Raw genomic sequence first — 15,312 nt, 5'->3', positions numbered from 1 at the left:
TTTGAGAAGCGGCATAAAAGCTTAGCCCAAACCGTTAGTGTGCCATTTGAAAACCAAATTGTAGAAATGAACGAATTATCAAAAAAACTTAAGTAAGTATGAAAATAAAATGGTTTCAATCAAAAACATCGCTATTCTTTGTTCTAATTTTTTCATTTCTCATAATTTCTTGTAACGGACAAAAGAAAACAAATACACCAAAAAACAAGACTATTCAGACAAATACCTCTTCTAAAAATACATTGGTAAAATCAACCCAACCTATTAATCAAGAATATGGTATTCCTTTTATGAATCCTTCAACTAACAAACAAATAAGCCGATTTGTACGTAAGATATTTCAAGATAAAAGTGGAAATCTATGGTTTGGAACCAATGGAGATGGAGTTATAAGATATAATGGAGTAATTCTTGAGTATTTCTCTGTTAATGAGGGTTTTGGGGGTGGTGCGGTAAGGGGAATTGTAGAAGATAAAGAAGGAAATATTTGGTTTGGGACAAATGGCGGTTTAACCAAATATAATGGAAATTCTTTCACTAATTTCACAAAAAAAAATGGACTTGTTAACAATGATGTTTGGAGTCTTGCAATAGATAGAAAAGGGATAATTTGGATTGGAACTTTACAAGGTGTATGTCGATTTGATGGAAACATGTTTACTCCATTTATCATTCCTGATTCAAAATCAGACCCTTTAAGAGGAGTTTCAACAGCTAAAATGGTAAACTTTATTATGCAAGACAGTAAAGAGAATATGTGGTTTGGAACTTCTGGAGGCGCATACATCTACGACGGAAAATCCTTAACCAATATTTCAGAAAAAAATGGTTTATGCGACAACTCGGTAAATAGTATTCTAGAAGATAAGGATGGAAATATTTGGTTTGCAACACACCATAAAGGTATAAGTCGTTTCAACGGAAAATCTTTCACCAATTTTACAGTAGAAGGCGTTATTGACGGTAATGAAGTCTGGACTATTTATGAAGATAAAAATGGAGATTTATGGTTTCCTGCTGAAAATTATGGAGTCTACCGTTACGATGGAAATTCATTTACAAATTATTATAAAAAAGACGGACTTATTACAAATGCAATACAATGTTTCTATAGAGATAGAGAAGGACGGTTTTGGCTAGGTGGTTGGATGGGATTATTTCGTTATGATAACAATTCATTTGTCAGTGTCACCAATAATGGCCCTTGGGAAAAATAAAAAACGAACGCATAATCGAGTAGACGGCTCTCCTTGTTAAGGAGAGAGTGGGCCTCTCACACCACCGTACATACGGGTCTCGTATATGTCGGTTCATTATATCAGAACTTTACTTTATGGTAATACTCTTTCTTCTGAACGTTAGTATGATGTGCTACCTTATCCAAATACTACTACCAATTTAATTTTTTGATAACGTAAAATTAAATTGAGTTATTTTTTTCAAGATTAAGGCAAAATAGTTTAGCATAGCCTTAGTTATGGTCAACTATTTTAACAAAAAGATGGAGAAAAAGAAACAATTTAATGCGTCATTAGAAAGTTAAATTGGTAGTAGCCTCTGTATACGATTCCTGTTCGTCAGTACCGAGTTTTGCAGTCTCGCTTCCTTCAGATAAATCCTCACGGATTTCACCCTTGCGACTTGCTAATGGTTATGGGCGTTACCCCAACCCATAAGGGACTTGCCCCCTCTAGATTAATATTTTATCTTGCGATAAAATAAAGACGCCCAAGCTGGGCACACACAATAGGTAAAACCAATGCCTGCCTTTGCGCGCTAAGTTGCAGCCGCATTTCATGGCACTTTTATTACACAAACGGCAGCTACAATTCCTTCCATTTCGGAAAAAAATTAATCTCTTTAAGCTAACGTTTTGCGAAGGAAAAAGGAGAAAAAATACATCCGAAAACCAGAATCTTTAACCACTGGTTTTCAAAGCATTATAAAAAAGTTAGTCAGAACAATTTAAAATTAGAAAAATGAAAAAACACTTGTTATTATTCTTCATAGGAATTTCAACTCTAGGTTACTCTCAAAAGTTATATAGAGCTGTAGAAAAAGGAAATATAAAAAAAGTGAAGTATCTTTTAAAAAAAGGTTCTGATATTTCAGAGTATAGTAAAAACGGATTATTCCCTCTATGGAGAGCAACAGCCTAATTTAGCCCCCAATAAGTTCGGAGTGTTCTTTTAAATTTCAAACTAATATATTTGAGATATAAAATACAAGAAATGGAGTTTAGCTCAGAAGTTGGAAATACTATCTAGTTCAGAAGAGATAGGTATAGTAGAAGCTTGTCGAAAGTATGGAGTTAGTACAGGTACTTTTTATAGTTGGAGAAAGAAGTTTGACCACCAAGGAGAAGCAGGTTTAAAAGTTACTTATGAGACTAAGAGTAAAGAATTAAGAGCTGCAGAAGAAGAGAATCGAGTACTCCGTAAATTACTTAGCGATAGAGAGATTGAACTAGAAGTGCAACGAGAACTTTTAAAAAAAAAGTTTGGGACGTCAGATCCAAGAAAGATTTAGTAGATCTTAACTTATAAAAAGCATAAGTGTAGTAAAACTAAAATCATTAAAATGGTTGGTATGGTAGAGAGTAGTTATTATAGAGCACCTAGTGGTGGTAAGAAAGGAAATAAACCTTCTAAACTTACTTATCATAACACTAAAGGGCTGGTAGACCAAGCAGACGTTATAACTTCAATTAAAAATATTTTAAGTCATGAATTTATAGACTGTGGATATCGATTAATGTGTTCTTATTTAAAGAAAGAAGGTTATATGATAAATCATAAAAAGCTGTATCGAATAATGAAACAAGCTAATATGTTGAAATTAGAACACAGAATAAACAGAAGTGGTTCTGGTCGGAAGTTTGTGAAATATAGAAAAGTAATCACCTCACGTCCAATGGAGTGTTTAGAAATGGATATAAAGATGGTATGGATTCCTAGTGTAGGTAAAAATGCTTATTTACTCTCGATAATTGATGTACATACTCGTAGAATCTTAAAAGACTATTTTTCTTTTTCTATAAAACAACAACAAGTAATAACACTCCTTTCCCTTATGCTTAAACAATACCAATATCCTGAAAACATTGTTATTAGAAGTGATAATGGAAGTCAATTTATAGCTAAAAGTGTTCGTGAGTACTTAGAATTAATAGGTGTGAGCCAGGAGTTTACTCATGTAGCTACACCAGAAGAAAATGCACATGTAGAAGCGTATCATGGAATACTGAAAAAAGAAGTCTTTCAACGATTTGAGTATAGAACTTTCGGAGAAATAGAACAAATACTAAAAAGGTACGTGATTTTCTATAACAACACAAGGCACCATGGGCTATTAGGAAGAATAACTCCTATGGAAAAATGGAACCAAGACAAACGCTTAATTTTAATGCAAAAAACAGTAGCTTAATTAATAATCGAAATTTAAAAGATTACTCTTGTTTTATAGGGGTCAAAACAAGTTAATGGTTAGTTTTTTAACTACCTTTTATGCATACTTGGTTTATTAAATTTTGAAAAAAAATAACGTACAAAGTGCTTTGTGGTACATTTATGAAATATCTTAATCCATCACTGAGACAGCATCTCTATGAATTGTATTTTTCACACTTTTTCAAATCAAAATAGGCGTATGGTTTTCAGTGTTTTAATTCGCTTTATACCATAGGAATCTCACCTATGTACGGCCTTGTTTTGGTTGTGTATTGTCATGTTTTTACACAAAGGATAATTACGGTTAGTTCGGTAGTTCGTTTTTTTAATAATTTTATTTTTTATCATTTTTTGGCATAGTAGTTGGTTAATGAACTCCTGAAAACTAAAAACTACTAATATGAAAAAAACAGTATTAGCAATCGTATGTATGGTTGCATTTGCAGTAACAAAAGCACAAAGTATTAAATTTGGAGTGAAATCAGGATTGAACGTAGCATTTGTTCATATCGATGACTCGGAAACAGAAGGCCTAGATTTTAATTCTCGTTTAGGTTTTCATGGGGGAATAACTCTGGAAGCAAAATTATCCGATTCTTTTTCTATACAACCAGAAATTCTGTATACCCAACGTGGGGCTACTATTAAAAATGATATGTTTTCGTCAGGTTCTGCGCAAGAAGCGACGTTTAGTGCAGATTATATCTCCGTACCGGTAATGGCGAAATATTACTTAGTAAAAGGATTTTTTGTAGAGGCTGGTCCTGAAGTTTCTTTTTTGGTCGACGATGAAATTAAGGGTTCTAGTTTTATCATTGAAGATACTAAAATTGATAGCTATGATGTAGGTGCTAATTTAGGTTTTGGTTACCAATTTGATAATGGATTGTTTGTGCAATCACGTTATACATTGGGACTTTTGAATATGCAAGAATCTCCTGAAATGAAAAATGGAGTTTTCCAGTTTTCTTTAGGATATCAATTCTAACGAATACTTATAAAATAACAGAACCGTTGAAGATGTCTTCAACGGTTTTTTATTACTAAGAATCCTAGCGGTTTTTTCGTATCGTTGGGTTTTTGCGAAAAGGATAATTGCGATAAGCTAGGCTGTTAATTTAGCCCCCAATAAGTTCGGAGTGTTCTTTTAAATTTCAAACTAATATATTTGAGATATGAAATACAAGAAATGGAGTTTAGCTCAGAAGTTGGAAATACTATCTAGTTCAGAAGAGATAGGTATAGTAGAAGCTTGTCGAAAATGGAGCTAATGTTAATTTTAAGGGATTTCGAGATTTTACACCAATAAGGATTGCATCAAGAAATGGTCATTTGGAAATTGTCAAATATTTAGCAGATAATGGAGCCGAAATAGATATTAAAGCAATGGACGGAGCCACTCCTCTTGAACATGCTGCTTCGAAAGGTCATTACGAAATATCAAAATATTTAATTGAGAAAGGAGCAAATGTAAATAATAAAGATAAAGATGGTGATTTTTCTCTTGGTGAAGCCTCAAAAAGAGGATATTTGGATATTATTCAACTTCTAATTGATAATGGGGCAGACCTAACTTTAAAGAATAAAGAAAATAAGAATGCATATGATTTAGCCAAGGAGCGAGGTCAAAAAAAAGCAGCTAATTTGATTAAAATATATATGGATAAATAACTGTAGTTAATAACTAAGCATATGGCGTGCTGATAGGCCATCGCTATATACCCTGTTGACTGATCTGTACTTTAATAAGGGGGAAACGGTAAATATGCCTGTTATTTGAAAACAGAAGAGAAAATTTTTCCTTTGATTTTACCTTCTTTAGGAATATCCAATATAGTATTTTTTTTTAATATCTAATATTAAGTACATGACAAAACCAACGATGCGTTGGTAAAATATCTATAAATCAATCATAATTGGGGTTCGATTTGACATTGAAAATAGATTTGAAGATTTTTGTCTTGAACTAAAAAATTAGTAGTCATAAAATTAATGTATTTTTATCTTGTTGAAGAAAGGTTTCGAGGTACGAGGATTAGTTCTACATAATCTAAAAAATAAATTGCAATGACAATAAATTTGCTTAACGAAAAAATGGGTAGAATAGCACAAAGAACAGACTGTGTACTATCTAGTAATCAAGGAAAATTTGACTTAACTTATGATATTCGAAATTTGAATTTTTCAAAATATAAATTAAAACAGCAAACAAACGATTATAATATAATGGCGATTTGCGAATTGTTAGAAGGGACATCTGATAAACCATCATACTTTTCTGGAAATACTGCTGTTCAAAATAGATACTCCATATTCTGTAAGTATAAAACAGAAAATTTCATCCCAAGTTTTTCAATTTACGAAAGTGGGATATTCGGAAAACTTTTCTCAAAAAAAACAATTGAAATCAAGTGTAAAGAAGCGGGTTTTAAAGACTATTTGAGCGGATTAAATGAAGTAGCACTACTAAAAGATCGGATAAAAAACTCAGCAGATATTTCACCTGCAATCAATTATAAAAAAGTAAAGAAACAAAATGAATTATCAATATTATTTCAGTCTTACACAATTGAACTAGAGTTGTTTGAGGCAATGATTGAGCTTGTCAAAAAAATAAACAAAGAGTATAGTAATATGTAAAACGTATTAAAAAAGTAAGATACAAAGAACGATAGCCATAATCAGAAGAAACCAATTGAAAGCAAAACAAACATACTTAAAAGGAAAATCAGTTTTTATAGTTTCATTACTCGTAATTGGAATAACAATTTTGACTGTTTTTCTGAATGGTGAAAACTATAACCGAACAGTAACATCGAATTTATATTTGTCACTATCCGTAATCGGAATAGTACTTTTTCTGTTTATGACTTACGGTCTTTACAAAGGAATTGGATTGACAGACAATTTCCCAAAATTTAGAGAATTTAAAACAGGTGATTTAATTGCTCAATCTGGAACTGCGTCTGATTTACCAAGTATTGATTTTGGAGACGGAATAGGAGGGCTTATAATGTCGGTTTTGCTTTGGATTGGAATGACAATCTTGATATTTGTGCTTCTGATTTTGTTAGAAGTATTTTTTTGGATTTCAATTTTCATTATTTTAGCAATGCTTTATTGGGTGTTTTTTCGCGCTTTAAAATTTGTTTTTTCAAAATCAAAAGAGACTAAAGAAGACATCGGAATTTCAGTCGTTTATTCGTTTGCATATACCATAATGTATTTAGCATGGATTTTTGGAATTGTGTATTTGACTGAAATACTCCGTTAAAAAAAGCTAACAGATAATAACTAAGCATATGTCGTGCCGGTGGGCTAATGCTATATGCCTTGTTGGACACATTAAGGAATAAAACATATAAGAAAACTTACCACAAAGCACTTTTTTCAAGGTGTTTTTTTATGCCCAAAATTTAGTAAACGAATTATAAAATAAGAGTAGGTTCTCTGATACCTCAAAAACGGAAACGTTCTTAAACATAATTGCGGTAAGTGGAAAGATAATTCTTTAATTTTAAACCAAGTTATAGACTTTAATAAAAATTATGTACATTTGCACTGTTCAAGTGGAACACATTTCAATTTTAAGGTAGTATATATCAATTAGTTTTTCGAGTTTTACTCTTCATTTCTGTTTTTATTTCAATAAATCTTTTTTTTTAAGTGTACATAAATCACCGGTATTTTGTGACTTTTTTTTACAATAATATATATGATTGTTCTTCTTAAACTTATATAATATTTAATAATTTTAAATTTAAAACAGATGCAAGAAGGCACAGTAAAATTTTTCAATAGCTCAAAAGGATTTGGGTTTATTACACAATCAGAATCAGGACAAGATATTTTTGTTCATAATACAGGTTTAATTGATGACATTAAAGAAAACGATAAGGTACAGTTTGAAACTGAAAGAGGACAGAAAGGAATGAATGCTTACAATGTAGAAGTAATCAATTAAATATTTTACTTAAAATATTTAATATTTACATAAAGTAGTAGAAAGGAATTGTTGAAAATGACATTCTTTTTATTAAACATACTTACCACAAAGCACCTTTTACGAGGTGTTTTTTTATGCCCAAAATTTAGTGAACGAATGATAAAATAAGAGTAGGTTCTCCGACACCTTAAAAGCGGAAAATGTCTTTGACATAATTGTGGTAAGTGGAAAATATACGAATACTTATATTTCCCTATATTTGAAAGGTAAATATGCGCAATTACACATATTCAATAGTTGTAAAACATTTGTAACAATGAATCGCATCCTTTCAATTTTGGGAATTTTAATAATACTGATTAGTTGTAAATCAACTAAAGTTGTTAGGGAGTCAGAATTTAAAATGAAAAATGATTCTGTTAATCTTTATGCGTTTATTGGAAAGAAGATATCTTTAACGGAATTTGATCCAGATGAAAATAATACTAGAATCGAAATTGATTCTATCACTGGCGACACAATTAAACATATTACTATTTCAATGGATTTAGGTTTTAAAGTCAAGTATAAAGTATTGAAAAATATTTTCAACAATTTGAAAAAAGATACTGTTGAATTTGTAGCCTATGACCATTACGGAAGACCCAAGTTTGAAGATTACGAGAATGTTATTTTATACATTTCTAGAGATAAGAATGGGAAAGAATACTATCATCAAAAATATCAATTTGACTCTCTGATAATTAACAAAGGCGGAATCTGGAAAGGATTAGATGGAGAGAGTATTGAAGAGTTATTTAATAAAAAGAAAAATGGAGTTTTTAAAGCTCGAGGATTGTTTGATGAATAAAACGTTTCACAATAACTAACCATATGGCGTGCTGATAGGCCATCGCTATATACCCTGTTGACTGATCCGTTGACAGCAAGGGTGCCTGACAGCTATTTTGTTTTTGTATATTTGGTAAAACCAGTAATACAAAAATATAGAGATAGCTATCAGGCTCTACTCTATTGCGTCATATAACAGGAATCTGAAAATGAAATATATTTACCTAATACTAGCATCTTTTTTAGTGATTTCTTGCAACTCACAAGAAACGAAATCAAAGACCATCAAAATTGAAAATATTGACGAACAGAATAACGCTGTTCAAATTGGAAAATATGTAATAGGTATATATGAAGATTCTAAAAGTAATTTATGGTTTGGAACTCTTGAGAAAGGAATTGCAAAATATGACGGAGATAGATTAAGATATTATACGAAAGAAGATGGATTGCCATCAAATAGAGTCACCAGTGTAAAGGAAGATATTGATGGAGTTTTGTGGTTTAGCACAGGTGATGGAATCTCAAAATATGATGGGCTGAAATTTACTAATTTCACTGTCAGAGAAAATGATTTTAACAGTAATCTGATTAGTCAATTTTTCATTGACAGTAAAGGTGGTTTCTGGATAGGAACTTGGGGCGGTGTATATAGATTTGACGGGGAAACATTTACTCATTTCCCGATTCCTTATCCCAAAGTAGATACCAAAATTAATGAAGACACCAAAGATTGGGTAACTGAAATAAATGAAGATCCACAAGGAAATATTTGGTTTGCTCGAGGCGGTTATGGTGCTTGTAAGTACGATGGGAAATCGTTTACTCATTTTTTAAAAAAAGATGGACTACACTCAAACAATGTAACCGAAATTGAATTTGATAAAGACGGTAATATTTGGTTTGGAACCAGAGTAGCTGAAAAAGATAATCCTAACCTAAAAAAACGAATAGGGAAAGGAGGAATCAACATGTATGACGGAAAATTTATGAATGTATTTCCAGAATTAGAAGGGTTTAATAATGATGATGTCTATGGAATTTACAAAGATAAATCAGATAATATATGGATTAGCACAATAGCAAATGGAGTATATAGGTTTGATGGAAAAGAATTCAAGAACTATAATATACCAATATCAATAATGGGAATGATGAAAGATAAAAAGGAAAATTTATGGTTAGCTGGTGCAGGAGGTCTGTATAGAATAAATAATAATGGTGAAATAATAAATGTAACAACAAACGGACCTTGGCAATAAACAAAATACGAACGTACCACTAAACATATGGAGTGCCGATAGGCTAACGCTATATGATTTGTTGGGCACATAAGGAATAAAAAACATATAATATACTTACCACAAACACCTTTTTCAAGGTGTTTTTTTATGTCCAAGGTTTAGTAAACAAATTATAAATAAAGAGTAGGTTCTCCGACACCTTAAAAGCGGAAAAGTTCTTTGACATAATTGTGGTAAGTAAATTACAATAAGTGTTTATAAAACGGTTATTTGTAAACATATTATTATCTTTTAACATGATAAATTCTTTGGGATGATATTCATGTTTATTTCATATAGAAGTATAAACACAGGGGAAATCAATGAAATTTTAGTAATTAGATGTTAAACTTAAACCTAGATATACAATCAACCCTAAAAATAATTTTAATCTCAGCCCTATTTACTTATATTTGAAAGGTAGATATGCGCAATTGTGCATATACACTAGTTGTAAGCAATTACTCTGTTGCACTAAAAATTAGAATTGAAAAGTACACTAAATGGAATTTTATAATAAATTATCTGACGGAAAGAAAAGTGCGTTAATTGGAGGAATATTAATTATAATTCTTTCCTCTATTCTATTCTTTGTTGCAAACAAGAGGAAAGAAAAATTAAATAAAAATCCTTTAATCACATTTGGAATAGTTGAAAAATTAAGACCAAGAGCGAGTAAAAGTACAATTACAAGAAAAGATGTTATTTATTTTTATTTTATCAAAAATGACACTGTGTTTCATAAATTGGCAACTTTGAGTGTTGGAAATATTGAAAACAAAAAAATTGAATTAAATAATGCTTATGAATTAAAAGTGGCTGAATCTGATCACGGAATCTTTAAAATTGATTTTAATAAAAAAGTAAATAAATTTATTGATAAAAAGGATTATAATAAACATATATATAATTCTGAAAAACATAGAAATAGGATTGAATAAAATTAAAAAAATATAGAACTGCTTACAATAACTAAGCATATGGCGTGCCGATAGGCTAACGCTATATGCCCTGTGGACTGATCCGTTGACAGTAAGGGGTAAAACGATAAGTTTATGCTGTTTTTGTAAGTGAAGATTCGTTATTTTCTAAGAGAATTTTAGATATTTTTATATGTCTTAGTTTATAATTTGCTACTTTTTCTTTCTGATTGTAAAATTCATAGCTTAATCTGCTTGTTTATTTGGTTTTTTCTTAAATATAGGCATTAATTGTCTAGGACACTTTTTAGTGTCATTTTTTTAAGTCATGTATTTTTTAATTTTATGTTTAGCTATTTTTAGATAGTTTTTTGGAGGTCCTCTAGAGTCAAAAGTTAGCAATGTAATTAAGCTTGCTTTTTTACAACTCGGGCAACATCTGTGTACACTTTTCTCAGTAGGGATAAATAGGTCAATAGTATCTAGCTCTTTATCTGCTAATAGCAATTGTAATCTTGGTAACTTTTCTTTTTTCCAATTACTACTTAAAATTCCATAATGTCTAATTTTGGTAAACCCTTTGGGTAGAATATGAAATTGAAACCGTCGAATAAACTCTTTAATCTTTAAATTTAGGATGGTTTTTTGTCCGTTTTTACGATAGTCTTTGATACGAAAAGTCACTGTTTTCTCTTCTTTATTAATAGCTATTATTCGGTGATTACTAATGGCTATTTTATGAGTATATCTTCCTAAATATTCTATTACATTTTCTGGTTTTCCAAAGGGAGGCTTTGCGTAAACAATCCATTTATTTTTAAACAAATCATCATATAATGATTGGTCTACATCTGGAATTACTTTTCGTAGTTTAGCCACAAAGACACCTCTAAAATAAGTAAAACGACCCATATTTGGGAAACGATCAAGGTTATAAAGAAACAATTGGATTACCAACTGTTTAAATGGATGAAAAGAAAAGGTCGAAAAGCACATCGGAAGCTTCGCCAGCGTCCCTATGAGACATTAGTTAGATTGTATAATCTTCTAGACATAGAAAAGTATGCTCGCTTAAAGACACTCTCGAAAGCGGAATGAAGAACTCTATTCGGTAAGCCGTATGAGGGAAAACTTCATGTACGGTTTGATGAAGGGGGCACTGATAGCTATTTTGTTTTGTATATTTGGTAAAACAAGTAAAACAAAAATATAGAGATAGCTATCAGGCTCTACTCTACCCACACATTAAAACCCAACTATGAAAATATTGACAAGCTTTTACATCTTTGTTCTATTTACAAGCTTCATAACAATTATTAACAACCTGAATAATTTATTAAATCCGACAATAATTATTAGTCTAATCGGTATTATTTCTGCTATTTTATTTTTCTTCAAAAAATCGAATTTTTATTTTTTAGCAGTTATTTGGATTATTGCTCAAATTCCATTTTTTGAAACTGAAACTTTTAAATTAGATTTATCTCAATTTCTAAATATTCATTTTTCAATGAGATGGGGAACAGTATCTATTGGATTGAATGCTCAAATATTTCTGCTTTTCTTTGTAAAAACTATTTTACTCTCTGAATTTTTATTTCGGAAAATATCATTCAAAGCTTACACTGAAAATGCAAAATTGAAAAGGGAGAATGAATATACTTTTATGACAACAGATATCATTGGTAAAAAAATAGTTGGCAAATCTGAAATTGAAATAGAAAATGAAATCTATACAAAAGCTGAATTTGAACCTCAAAAAAGCGAAAGAATTAAGAAAGCTGGAATTACATTAATTCCTATAAATAAAATTGGAAAAATAAATGTAACAGTTGAATATAGGTTGAAATAAAAACGTGTGGTAATAACTAAGTATATGGCGTGCCGATAGGCTAACGCTATATGCCCTGTTGACTGATCCGTTGACAGTAAGGGGTAAAACGATAAGTTTATGCTGTTTTTGTAAGTGAAGATTCGTTATTTTCTAAGAGAATTTTAGCTATTTTTATATATCTTAGTTTAAAATTGCTACTTTTTCTTTCTGATTGTAAAATTCATAGCTTAATCTGCTTGTTTATTTGGTTTTTTCTTAAGTATAGGCATTAATTGTCTAGGACACTTTTTAGTGTCATTTTTTAAGTCATGTATTTTTGAATTTTCTGATTAGCCAACTGTTTATAATTTTTAGGAGGTCCTCTAGAGTCAAAAGTTAGCAATGTAATTAAGCTTGCTTTTTTACAACTCGGGCAACATCTGTGTACACTTTTCTCAGTAGGGATAAATAGGTCAATAGTATCTAGCTCTTTATCTGCTAATAGCAATTGTAATCTTGGTAACTTTAATTTTTTCCAACTACTACTTAAAATTCCATAATGTCTAATTCTGGTAAATCCTTTGGGTAGAATATGTAATTGAAACCGTCGAATAAACTCTTTAATCTTTAAAGTTAGGATGGTTTTTCGTCCATTTTTACGATAGTCTTTGATACGAAAAGTCACTGTTTTCTCTTCTTTATTAATAGCTATTATTCGGTGATTACTAATGACTATTTTATGAGTATATCTCCCTAAATATTCTATTACATTTTCTGGTTTTCCAAAGGGAGACTTTGCATAAACAACCCATTTATTTTTAAACAAATCATCATATAATGATTGGTCTACATCTGGAATTACTTTTCGTAGTTTAGCCACAAAGACACCTCTAAATTTTATACTTATTGCCTTTACACTGAATAGGAAATCGTCTTTGTAGTTCCCTTTTTTCCAATATCCTGCTTTAGTAACACCTCCTTTGGGAACAATACAATGCAAATGTGGGTGTAAACTCAGATTTTGCCCCCAAGTATGTAATACGGCTATCATTCCCATTTTAGCACCAAGATGTTTGGGGTTATCACCAAAAGCAGTCAAAGTTTCCCAGGCGGCATCAAATAGCATTTTATAGATCTGTTTAGGATATTGAACAGCTACTGGATTTAGAGTATCGGGTAAGGTAAACACGACATGAAAATAGGGCACCGGTAATAGCTCTTTGGTTCTAGCTTGAATCCATTGTTGTTGTTTATGTCCTTGGCAAGTGGTACAATGCCTATTACGACAGGAGTTGAATTGTAAATGTAATTTGTTACAGGCTTTACACCAATCTAAATGTCCGCCAAGCGCTTTGGTACGGCATTTTCTAATGGCGTGTAAGGTTCTTTCATGCCAGCTACTGCTGGTTAATTCTTTTAGATGCTCTACTTGTATATTCAATACATCCGCTACGGTATGTTTAGGGAACATTACCTTTAGTATAAGGTGTCTAAGGGACTAAATTTTCTGGAACTTCCTGTATTGGCAACATGCAGATAGATGATAGTGGTTTGTATATGAGCGTGGCCTAGGAGTTCCTTAACACTCATGATATTAAGACCATCTTCCAATAAGTGTGTAGCAAAGGAATGACGTAGGGTGTGGGCTGTGAATTTTTTTTTGGTATTGACCTTAGCGCTACTTTCTTTAATAACCCATTGTATGGCTCTGACAGATATAGGTTGAGGGAGTCCATTTTTAGTGACTTGATTTAACCTCAAAAAACGCCTTTTTAGCAATGGAGTTTAATTTTTATGATTTTAACAAAAGAAATACGAATTCTTTTTTATTTTCACCATACTAATAGGAGTTAATACACAAACTCCCGTTGTGCGTAAGCTGAAAAAACTGTAAATGAATGACAAATAAAACAATTGATATAAATGAATCCACAATAAAAAATTGTGTAGAATCACTACGACCTGAAAATACTGAAATTCGGGAACAAGTCGATATTGGATATTCATATGATGGGAAAAATGTAATCTTATTTGAAATTCGACCTGATTGGAGCGACCCAAAAGAAAAAAAACAAATAGAATTTGCTAAAATCCGATATTATAAATCCAGAAAAGAATGGAATTTATATTGGATGCGAGCAAGTGGAAAATGGGAGATTTACGAACCTTTTCCTGAATCCACATATTTGGACAAGATAATAGAAATTATAAAAGAAGATAAACACGCTTGTTTTTTTGGATAATCTTAAACAAAATATCGTAACGAATATCGCACAAGAATTAGACTCCGGATTTGACTGTTATTACAATTTTAAAACTAATGAAATAGTAACAATACCTAGCTTATCTCATATCATAGACGAAGATGATTTTAGAGAGGCTTTCAGAACTGGTTTAGAAAAAGTAGAAAAGCATAAAGCGGATTTTATAAAAATTGAGGTTTTACAAAGTTTTGATAGTTTTAAATTAATGGAACGATTTGTTGAGCAATTACCTGACAAAGATTTTAAATCGGAATTGGAAAATGCTTTAGCTAATAAAAAACCATTTCAGAATTTCAACCACTTTATTGACAAATCTGATTTTAGGCAAGCTTGGTTTGATTTTAAACAAAAAGAAATTGAAAAAATAGTAGAAAACGAATTAGAATTCGGAAAGCCTACGCACAATAACTAACCATATGGCGTGCCGATAGGTTAAAGGCTATATACTTGTTGCGCACTTAAGGGATAAAACGAGATACTTCAACTTACTAGAAGCACCTTTTTATGGTGTTTTTTTATGTCTCGGTTTAAAGTAAACGAAATATAAAATTAATCTTGGTTTATAGGTTTCAAATAACCATCGGTGTGATACCATGAAAATAATGGTGAAAAATGAGTATTCAAATACTATCATTTATAGATCTGTATTTATCATAAACAATTATCGACTGCAAGTTAATATCCGAAAGAGTGTAAGGTGTTTCGTTCATTTCTGATCAGAAAAAAGTATTGCGAAGAAGGAGTTTCTTGAGAGGTGTCAAAAGTAATTTAACAGTTCTTAAAACTTCGTCTTAGCTTATGGTGTC

The 15,312-nt window shown here is 31.1% G+C and carries 18 protein-coding genes and 1 pseudogene; 16 read left to right on the top strand and 3 right to left on the bottom strand.

Annotated features, from left to right (window positions below):
• Window positions 1-98 precede the first annotated feature (98 nt).
• From AC2TDS_RS02555 to AC2TDS_RS02500, 12 genes are all read left to right on the top strand, one after another.
• Window positions 99-1,217: a ligand-binding sensor domain-containing protein gene (locus AC2TDS_RS02555; protein ID WP_484737565.1), complete on the top strand. Its 1,119-nt coding sequence runs from the start codon at window positions 99-101 to the stop codon at window positions 1,215-1,217.
• 762 nt (window positions 1,218-1,979) lie between these two features.
• Window positions 1,980-2,159, top strand: coding sequence for a hypothetical protein (locus AC2TDS_RS02550; RefSeq protein ID WP_484737564.1), 180 nt, complete (start codon window positions 1,980-1,982; stop codon window positions 2,157-2,159).
• A 58-nt stretch (window positions 2,160-2,217) separates the two neighbouring features.
• The gene (locus AC2TDS_RS02545) at window positions 2,218-2,529 is read left to right on the top strand and encodes a transposase (protein ID WP_484735911.1); all 312 of its coding nucleotides are present in this window, start codon (window positions 2,218-2,220) and stop codon (window positions 2,527-2,529) included.
• Window positions 2,530-2,532: 3 nt separating this feature from the next.
• On the top strand, window positions 2,533-3,426 hold the full coding sequence (locus AC2TDS_RS02540) for an IS3 family transposase (RefSeq protein ID WP_484738911.1): 894 nt from the start codon (window positions 2,533-2,535) through the stop codon (window positions 3,424-3,426).
• A 423-nt stretch (window positions 3,427-3,849) separates the two neighbouring features.
• Entirely contained in the window at window positions 3,850-4,437 is a 588-nt protein-coding gene (locus tag AC2TDS_RS02535) for a porin family protein (RefSeq protein WP_484737563.1), read from the top strand.
• Window positions 4,438-4,754: 317 nt separating this feature from the next.
• The gene (locus tag AC2TDS_RS02530) at window positions 4,755-5,120 is read left to right on the top strand and encodes an ankyrin repeat domain-containing protein (RefSeq protein ID WP_484738910.1); all 366 of its coding nucleotides are present in this window, start codon (window positions 4,755-4,757) and stop codon (window positions 5,118-5,120) included.
• Between the two features lie 396 nt (window positions 5,121-5,516).
• Entirely contained in the window at window positions 5,517-6,089 is a 573-nt protein-coding gene (locus AC2TDS_RS02525; protein ID WP_484737562.1) for a hypothetical protein, read from the top strand.
• 55 nt (window positions 6,090-6,144) lie between these two features.
• Entirely contained in the window at window positions 6,145-6,723 is a 579-nt protein-coding gene (locus AC2TDS_RS02520) for a hypothetical protein (protein WP_484737561.1), read from the top strand.
• Between the two features lie 495 nt (window positions 6,724-7,218).
• On the top strand, window positions 7,219-7,413 hold the full coding sequence (locus AC2TDS_RS02515) for a cold-shock protein (protein WP_484737560.1): 195 nt from the start codon (window positions 7,219-7,221) through the stop codon (window positions 7,411-7,413).
• Between the two features lie 385 nt (window positions 7,414-7,798).
• Window positions 7,799-8,245: a hypothetical protein gene (locus AC2TDS_RS02510; RefSeq protein WP_484737559.1), complete on the top strand. Its 447-nt coding sequence runs from the start codon at window positions 7,799-7,801 to the stop codon at window positions 8,243-8,245.
• Window positions 8,246-8,435: 190 nt separating this feature from the next.
• Window positions 8,436-9,488 (top strand): ligand-binding sensor domain-containing protein, encoded by a 1,053-nt coding sequence (locus AC2TDS_RS02505; RefSeq protein ID WP_484737558.1) that lies wholly within the window; start codon window positions 8,436-8,438, stop codon window positions 9,486-9,488.
• Window positions 9,489-10,012: 524 nt separating this feature from the next.
• On the top strand, window positions 10,013-10,450 hold the full coding sequence (locus tag AC2TDS_RS02500) for a hypothetical protein (RefSeq protein ID WP_484737557.1): 438 nt from the start codon (window positions 10,013-10,015) through the stop codon (window positions 10,448-10,450).
• Window positions 10,451-10,750: 300 nt separating this feature from the next.
• Here AC2TDS_RS02500 and AC2TDS_RS02495 read toward each other — a convergent pair.
• Window positions 10,751-11,323, bottom strand: a pseudogene (locus AC2TDS_RS02495) (IS91 family transposase); the annotation flags it as partial.
• Between the two features lie 75 nt (window positions 11,324-11,398).
• Between AC2TDS_RS02495 and AC2TDS_RS02490 the strand changes: the two are divergent.
• Both AC2TDS_RS02490 and AC2TDS_RS02485 read left to right on the top strand, forming a co-directional pair.
• On the top strand, window positions 11,399-11,527 hold the full coding sequence (locus tag AC2TDS_RS02490) for a hypothetical protein (RefSeq protein WP_484736659.1): 129 nt from the start codon (window positions 11,399-11,401) through the stop codon (window positions 11,525-11,527).
• A 160-nt stretch (window positions 11,528-11,687) separates the two neighbouring features.
• Window positions 11,688-12,281, top strand: a complete 594-nt coding sequence (locus tag AC2TDS_RS02485; RefSeq protein WP_484737556.1) for a hypothetical protein — start codon at window positions 11,688-11,690, stop codon at window positions 12,279-12,281.
• 283 nt (window positions 12,282-12,564) lie between these two features.
• On the opposite strand, the gene AC2TDS_RS02480 is transcribed toward AC2TDS_RS02485, so the two are convergent.
• Entirely contained in the window at window positions 12,565-13,713 is a 1,149-nt protein-coding gene (locus AC2TDS_RS02480) for an IS91 family transposase (RefSeq protein ID WP_484737555.1), read from the bottom strand.
• A 5-nt stretch (window positions 13,714-13,718) separates the two neighbouring features.
• A complete protein-coding gene (locus AC2TDS_RS02475; protein ID WP_484737554.1) occupies window positions 13,719-14,003 on the bottom strand; it encodes a tyrosine-type recombinase/integrase in 285 nt (94 codons plus the stop codon).
• 137 nt (window positions 14,004-14,140) lie between these two features.
• On the opposite strand from AC2TDS_RS02475, the gene AC2TDS_RS02470 reads away from it, so the two are divergent.
• Window positions 14,141-14,485, top strand: a complete 345-nt coding sequence (locus AC2TDS_RS02470) for a DUF3024 domain-containing protein (protein ID WP_484737553.1) — start codon at window positions 14,141-14,143, stop codon at window positions 14,483-14,485.
• Entirely contained in the window at window positions 14,478-14,918 is a 441-nt protein-coding gene (locus tag AC2TDS_RS02465; RefSeq protein ID WP_484737552.1) for a UPF0158 family protein, read from the top strand. Before AC2TDS_RS02470 ends, AC2TDS_RS02465 begins: the two co-directional genes overlap by 8 nt.
• Window positions 14,919-15,312: the final 394 nt, after the last annotated feature.

Source organism: Tenacibaculum profundicola, from assembly GCF_057220795.1.
The sequence above is the reverse complement of the archived record's forward strand: the minus strand, read 5'-3'. Positions and strand labels throughout refer to the sequence as shown.

Excerpts from the sequence above, each read along its gene's own strand:
- AC2TDS_RS02555 (WP_484737565.1), top strand. The coding sequence starts at position 99 with ATGAAAATAAAATGGTTTCAATCAAAAACATCGCTATTCTTTGTTCTA.
- AC2TDS_RS02550 (WP_484737564.1), top strand. The coding sequence starts at position 1,980 with ATGAAAAAACACTTGTTATTATTCTTCATAGGAATTTCAACTCTAGGT.
- AC2TDS_RS02535 (WP_484737563.1), top strand. The coding sequence starts at position 3,850 with ATGAAAAAAACAGTATTAGCAATCGTATGTATGGTTGCATTTGCAGTA.
- AC2TDS_RS02525 (WP_484737562.1), top strand. The coding sequence starts at position 5,517 with ATGACAATAAATTTGCTTAACGAAAAAATGGGTAGAATAGCACAAAGA.
- AC2TDS_RS02515 (WP_484737560.1), top strand. The coding sequence starts at position 7,219 with ATGCAAGAAGGCACAGTAAAATTTTTCAATAGCTCAAAAGGATTTGGG.
- AC2TDS_RS02510 (WP_484737559.1), top strand. The coding sequence starts at position 7,799 with ATGAAAAATGATTCTGTTAATCTTTATGCGTTTATTGGAAAGAAGATA.
- AC2TDS_RS02505 (WP_484737558.1), top strand. The coding sequence starts at position 8,436 with ATGAAATATATTTACCTAATACTAGCATCTTTTTTAGTGATTTCTTGC.
- AC2TDS_RS02500 (WP_484737557.1), top strand. The coding sequence starts at position 10,013 with ATGGAATTTTATAATAAATTATCTGACGGAAAGAAAAGTGCGTTAATT.
- AC2TDS_RS02490 (WP_484736659.1), top strand. The coding sequence starts at position 11,399 with ATGAAAAGAAAAGGTCGAAAAGCACATCGGAAGCTTCGCCAGCGTCCC.
- AC2TDS_RS02485 (WP_484737556.1), top strand. The coding sequence starts at position 11,688 with ATGAAAATATTGACAAGCTTTTACATCTTTGTTCTATTTACAAGCTTC.
- AC2TDS_RS02480 (WP_484737555.1), bottom strand. The coding sequence starts at position 13,713 with ATGTTCCCTAAACATACCGTAGCGGATGTATTGAATATACAAGTAGAG.
- AC2TDS_RS02470 (WP_484737553.1), top strand. The coding sequence starts at position 14,141 with ATGACAAATAAAACAATTGATATAAATGAATCCACAATAAAAAATTGT.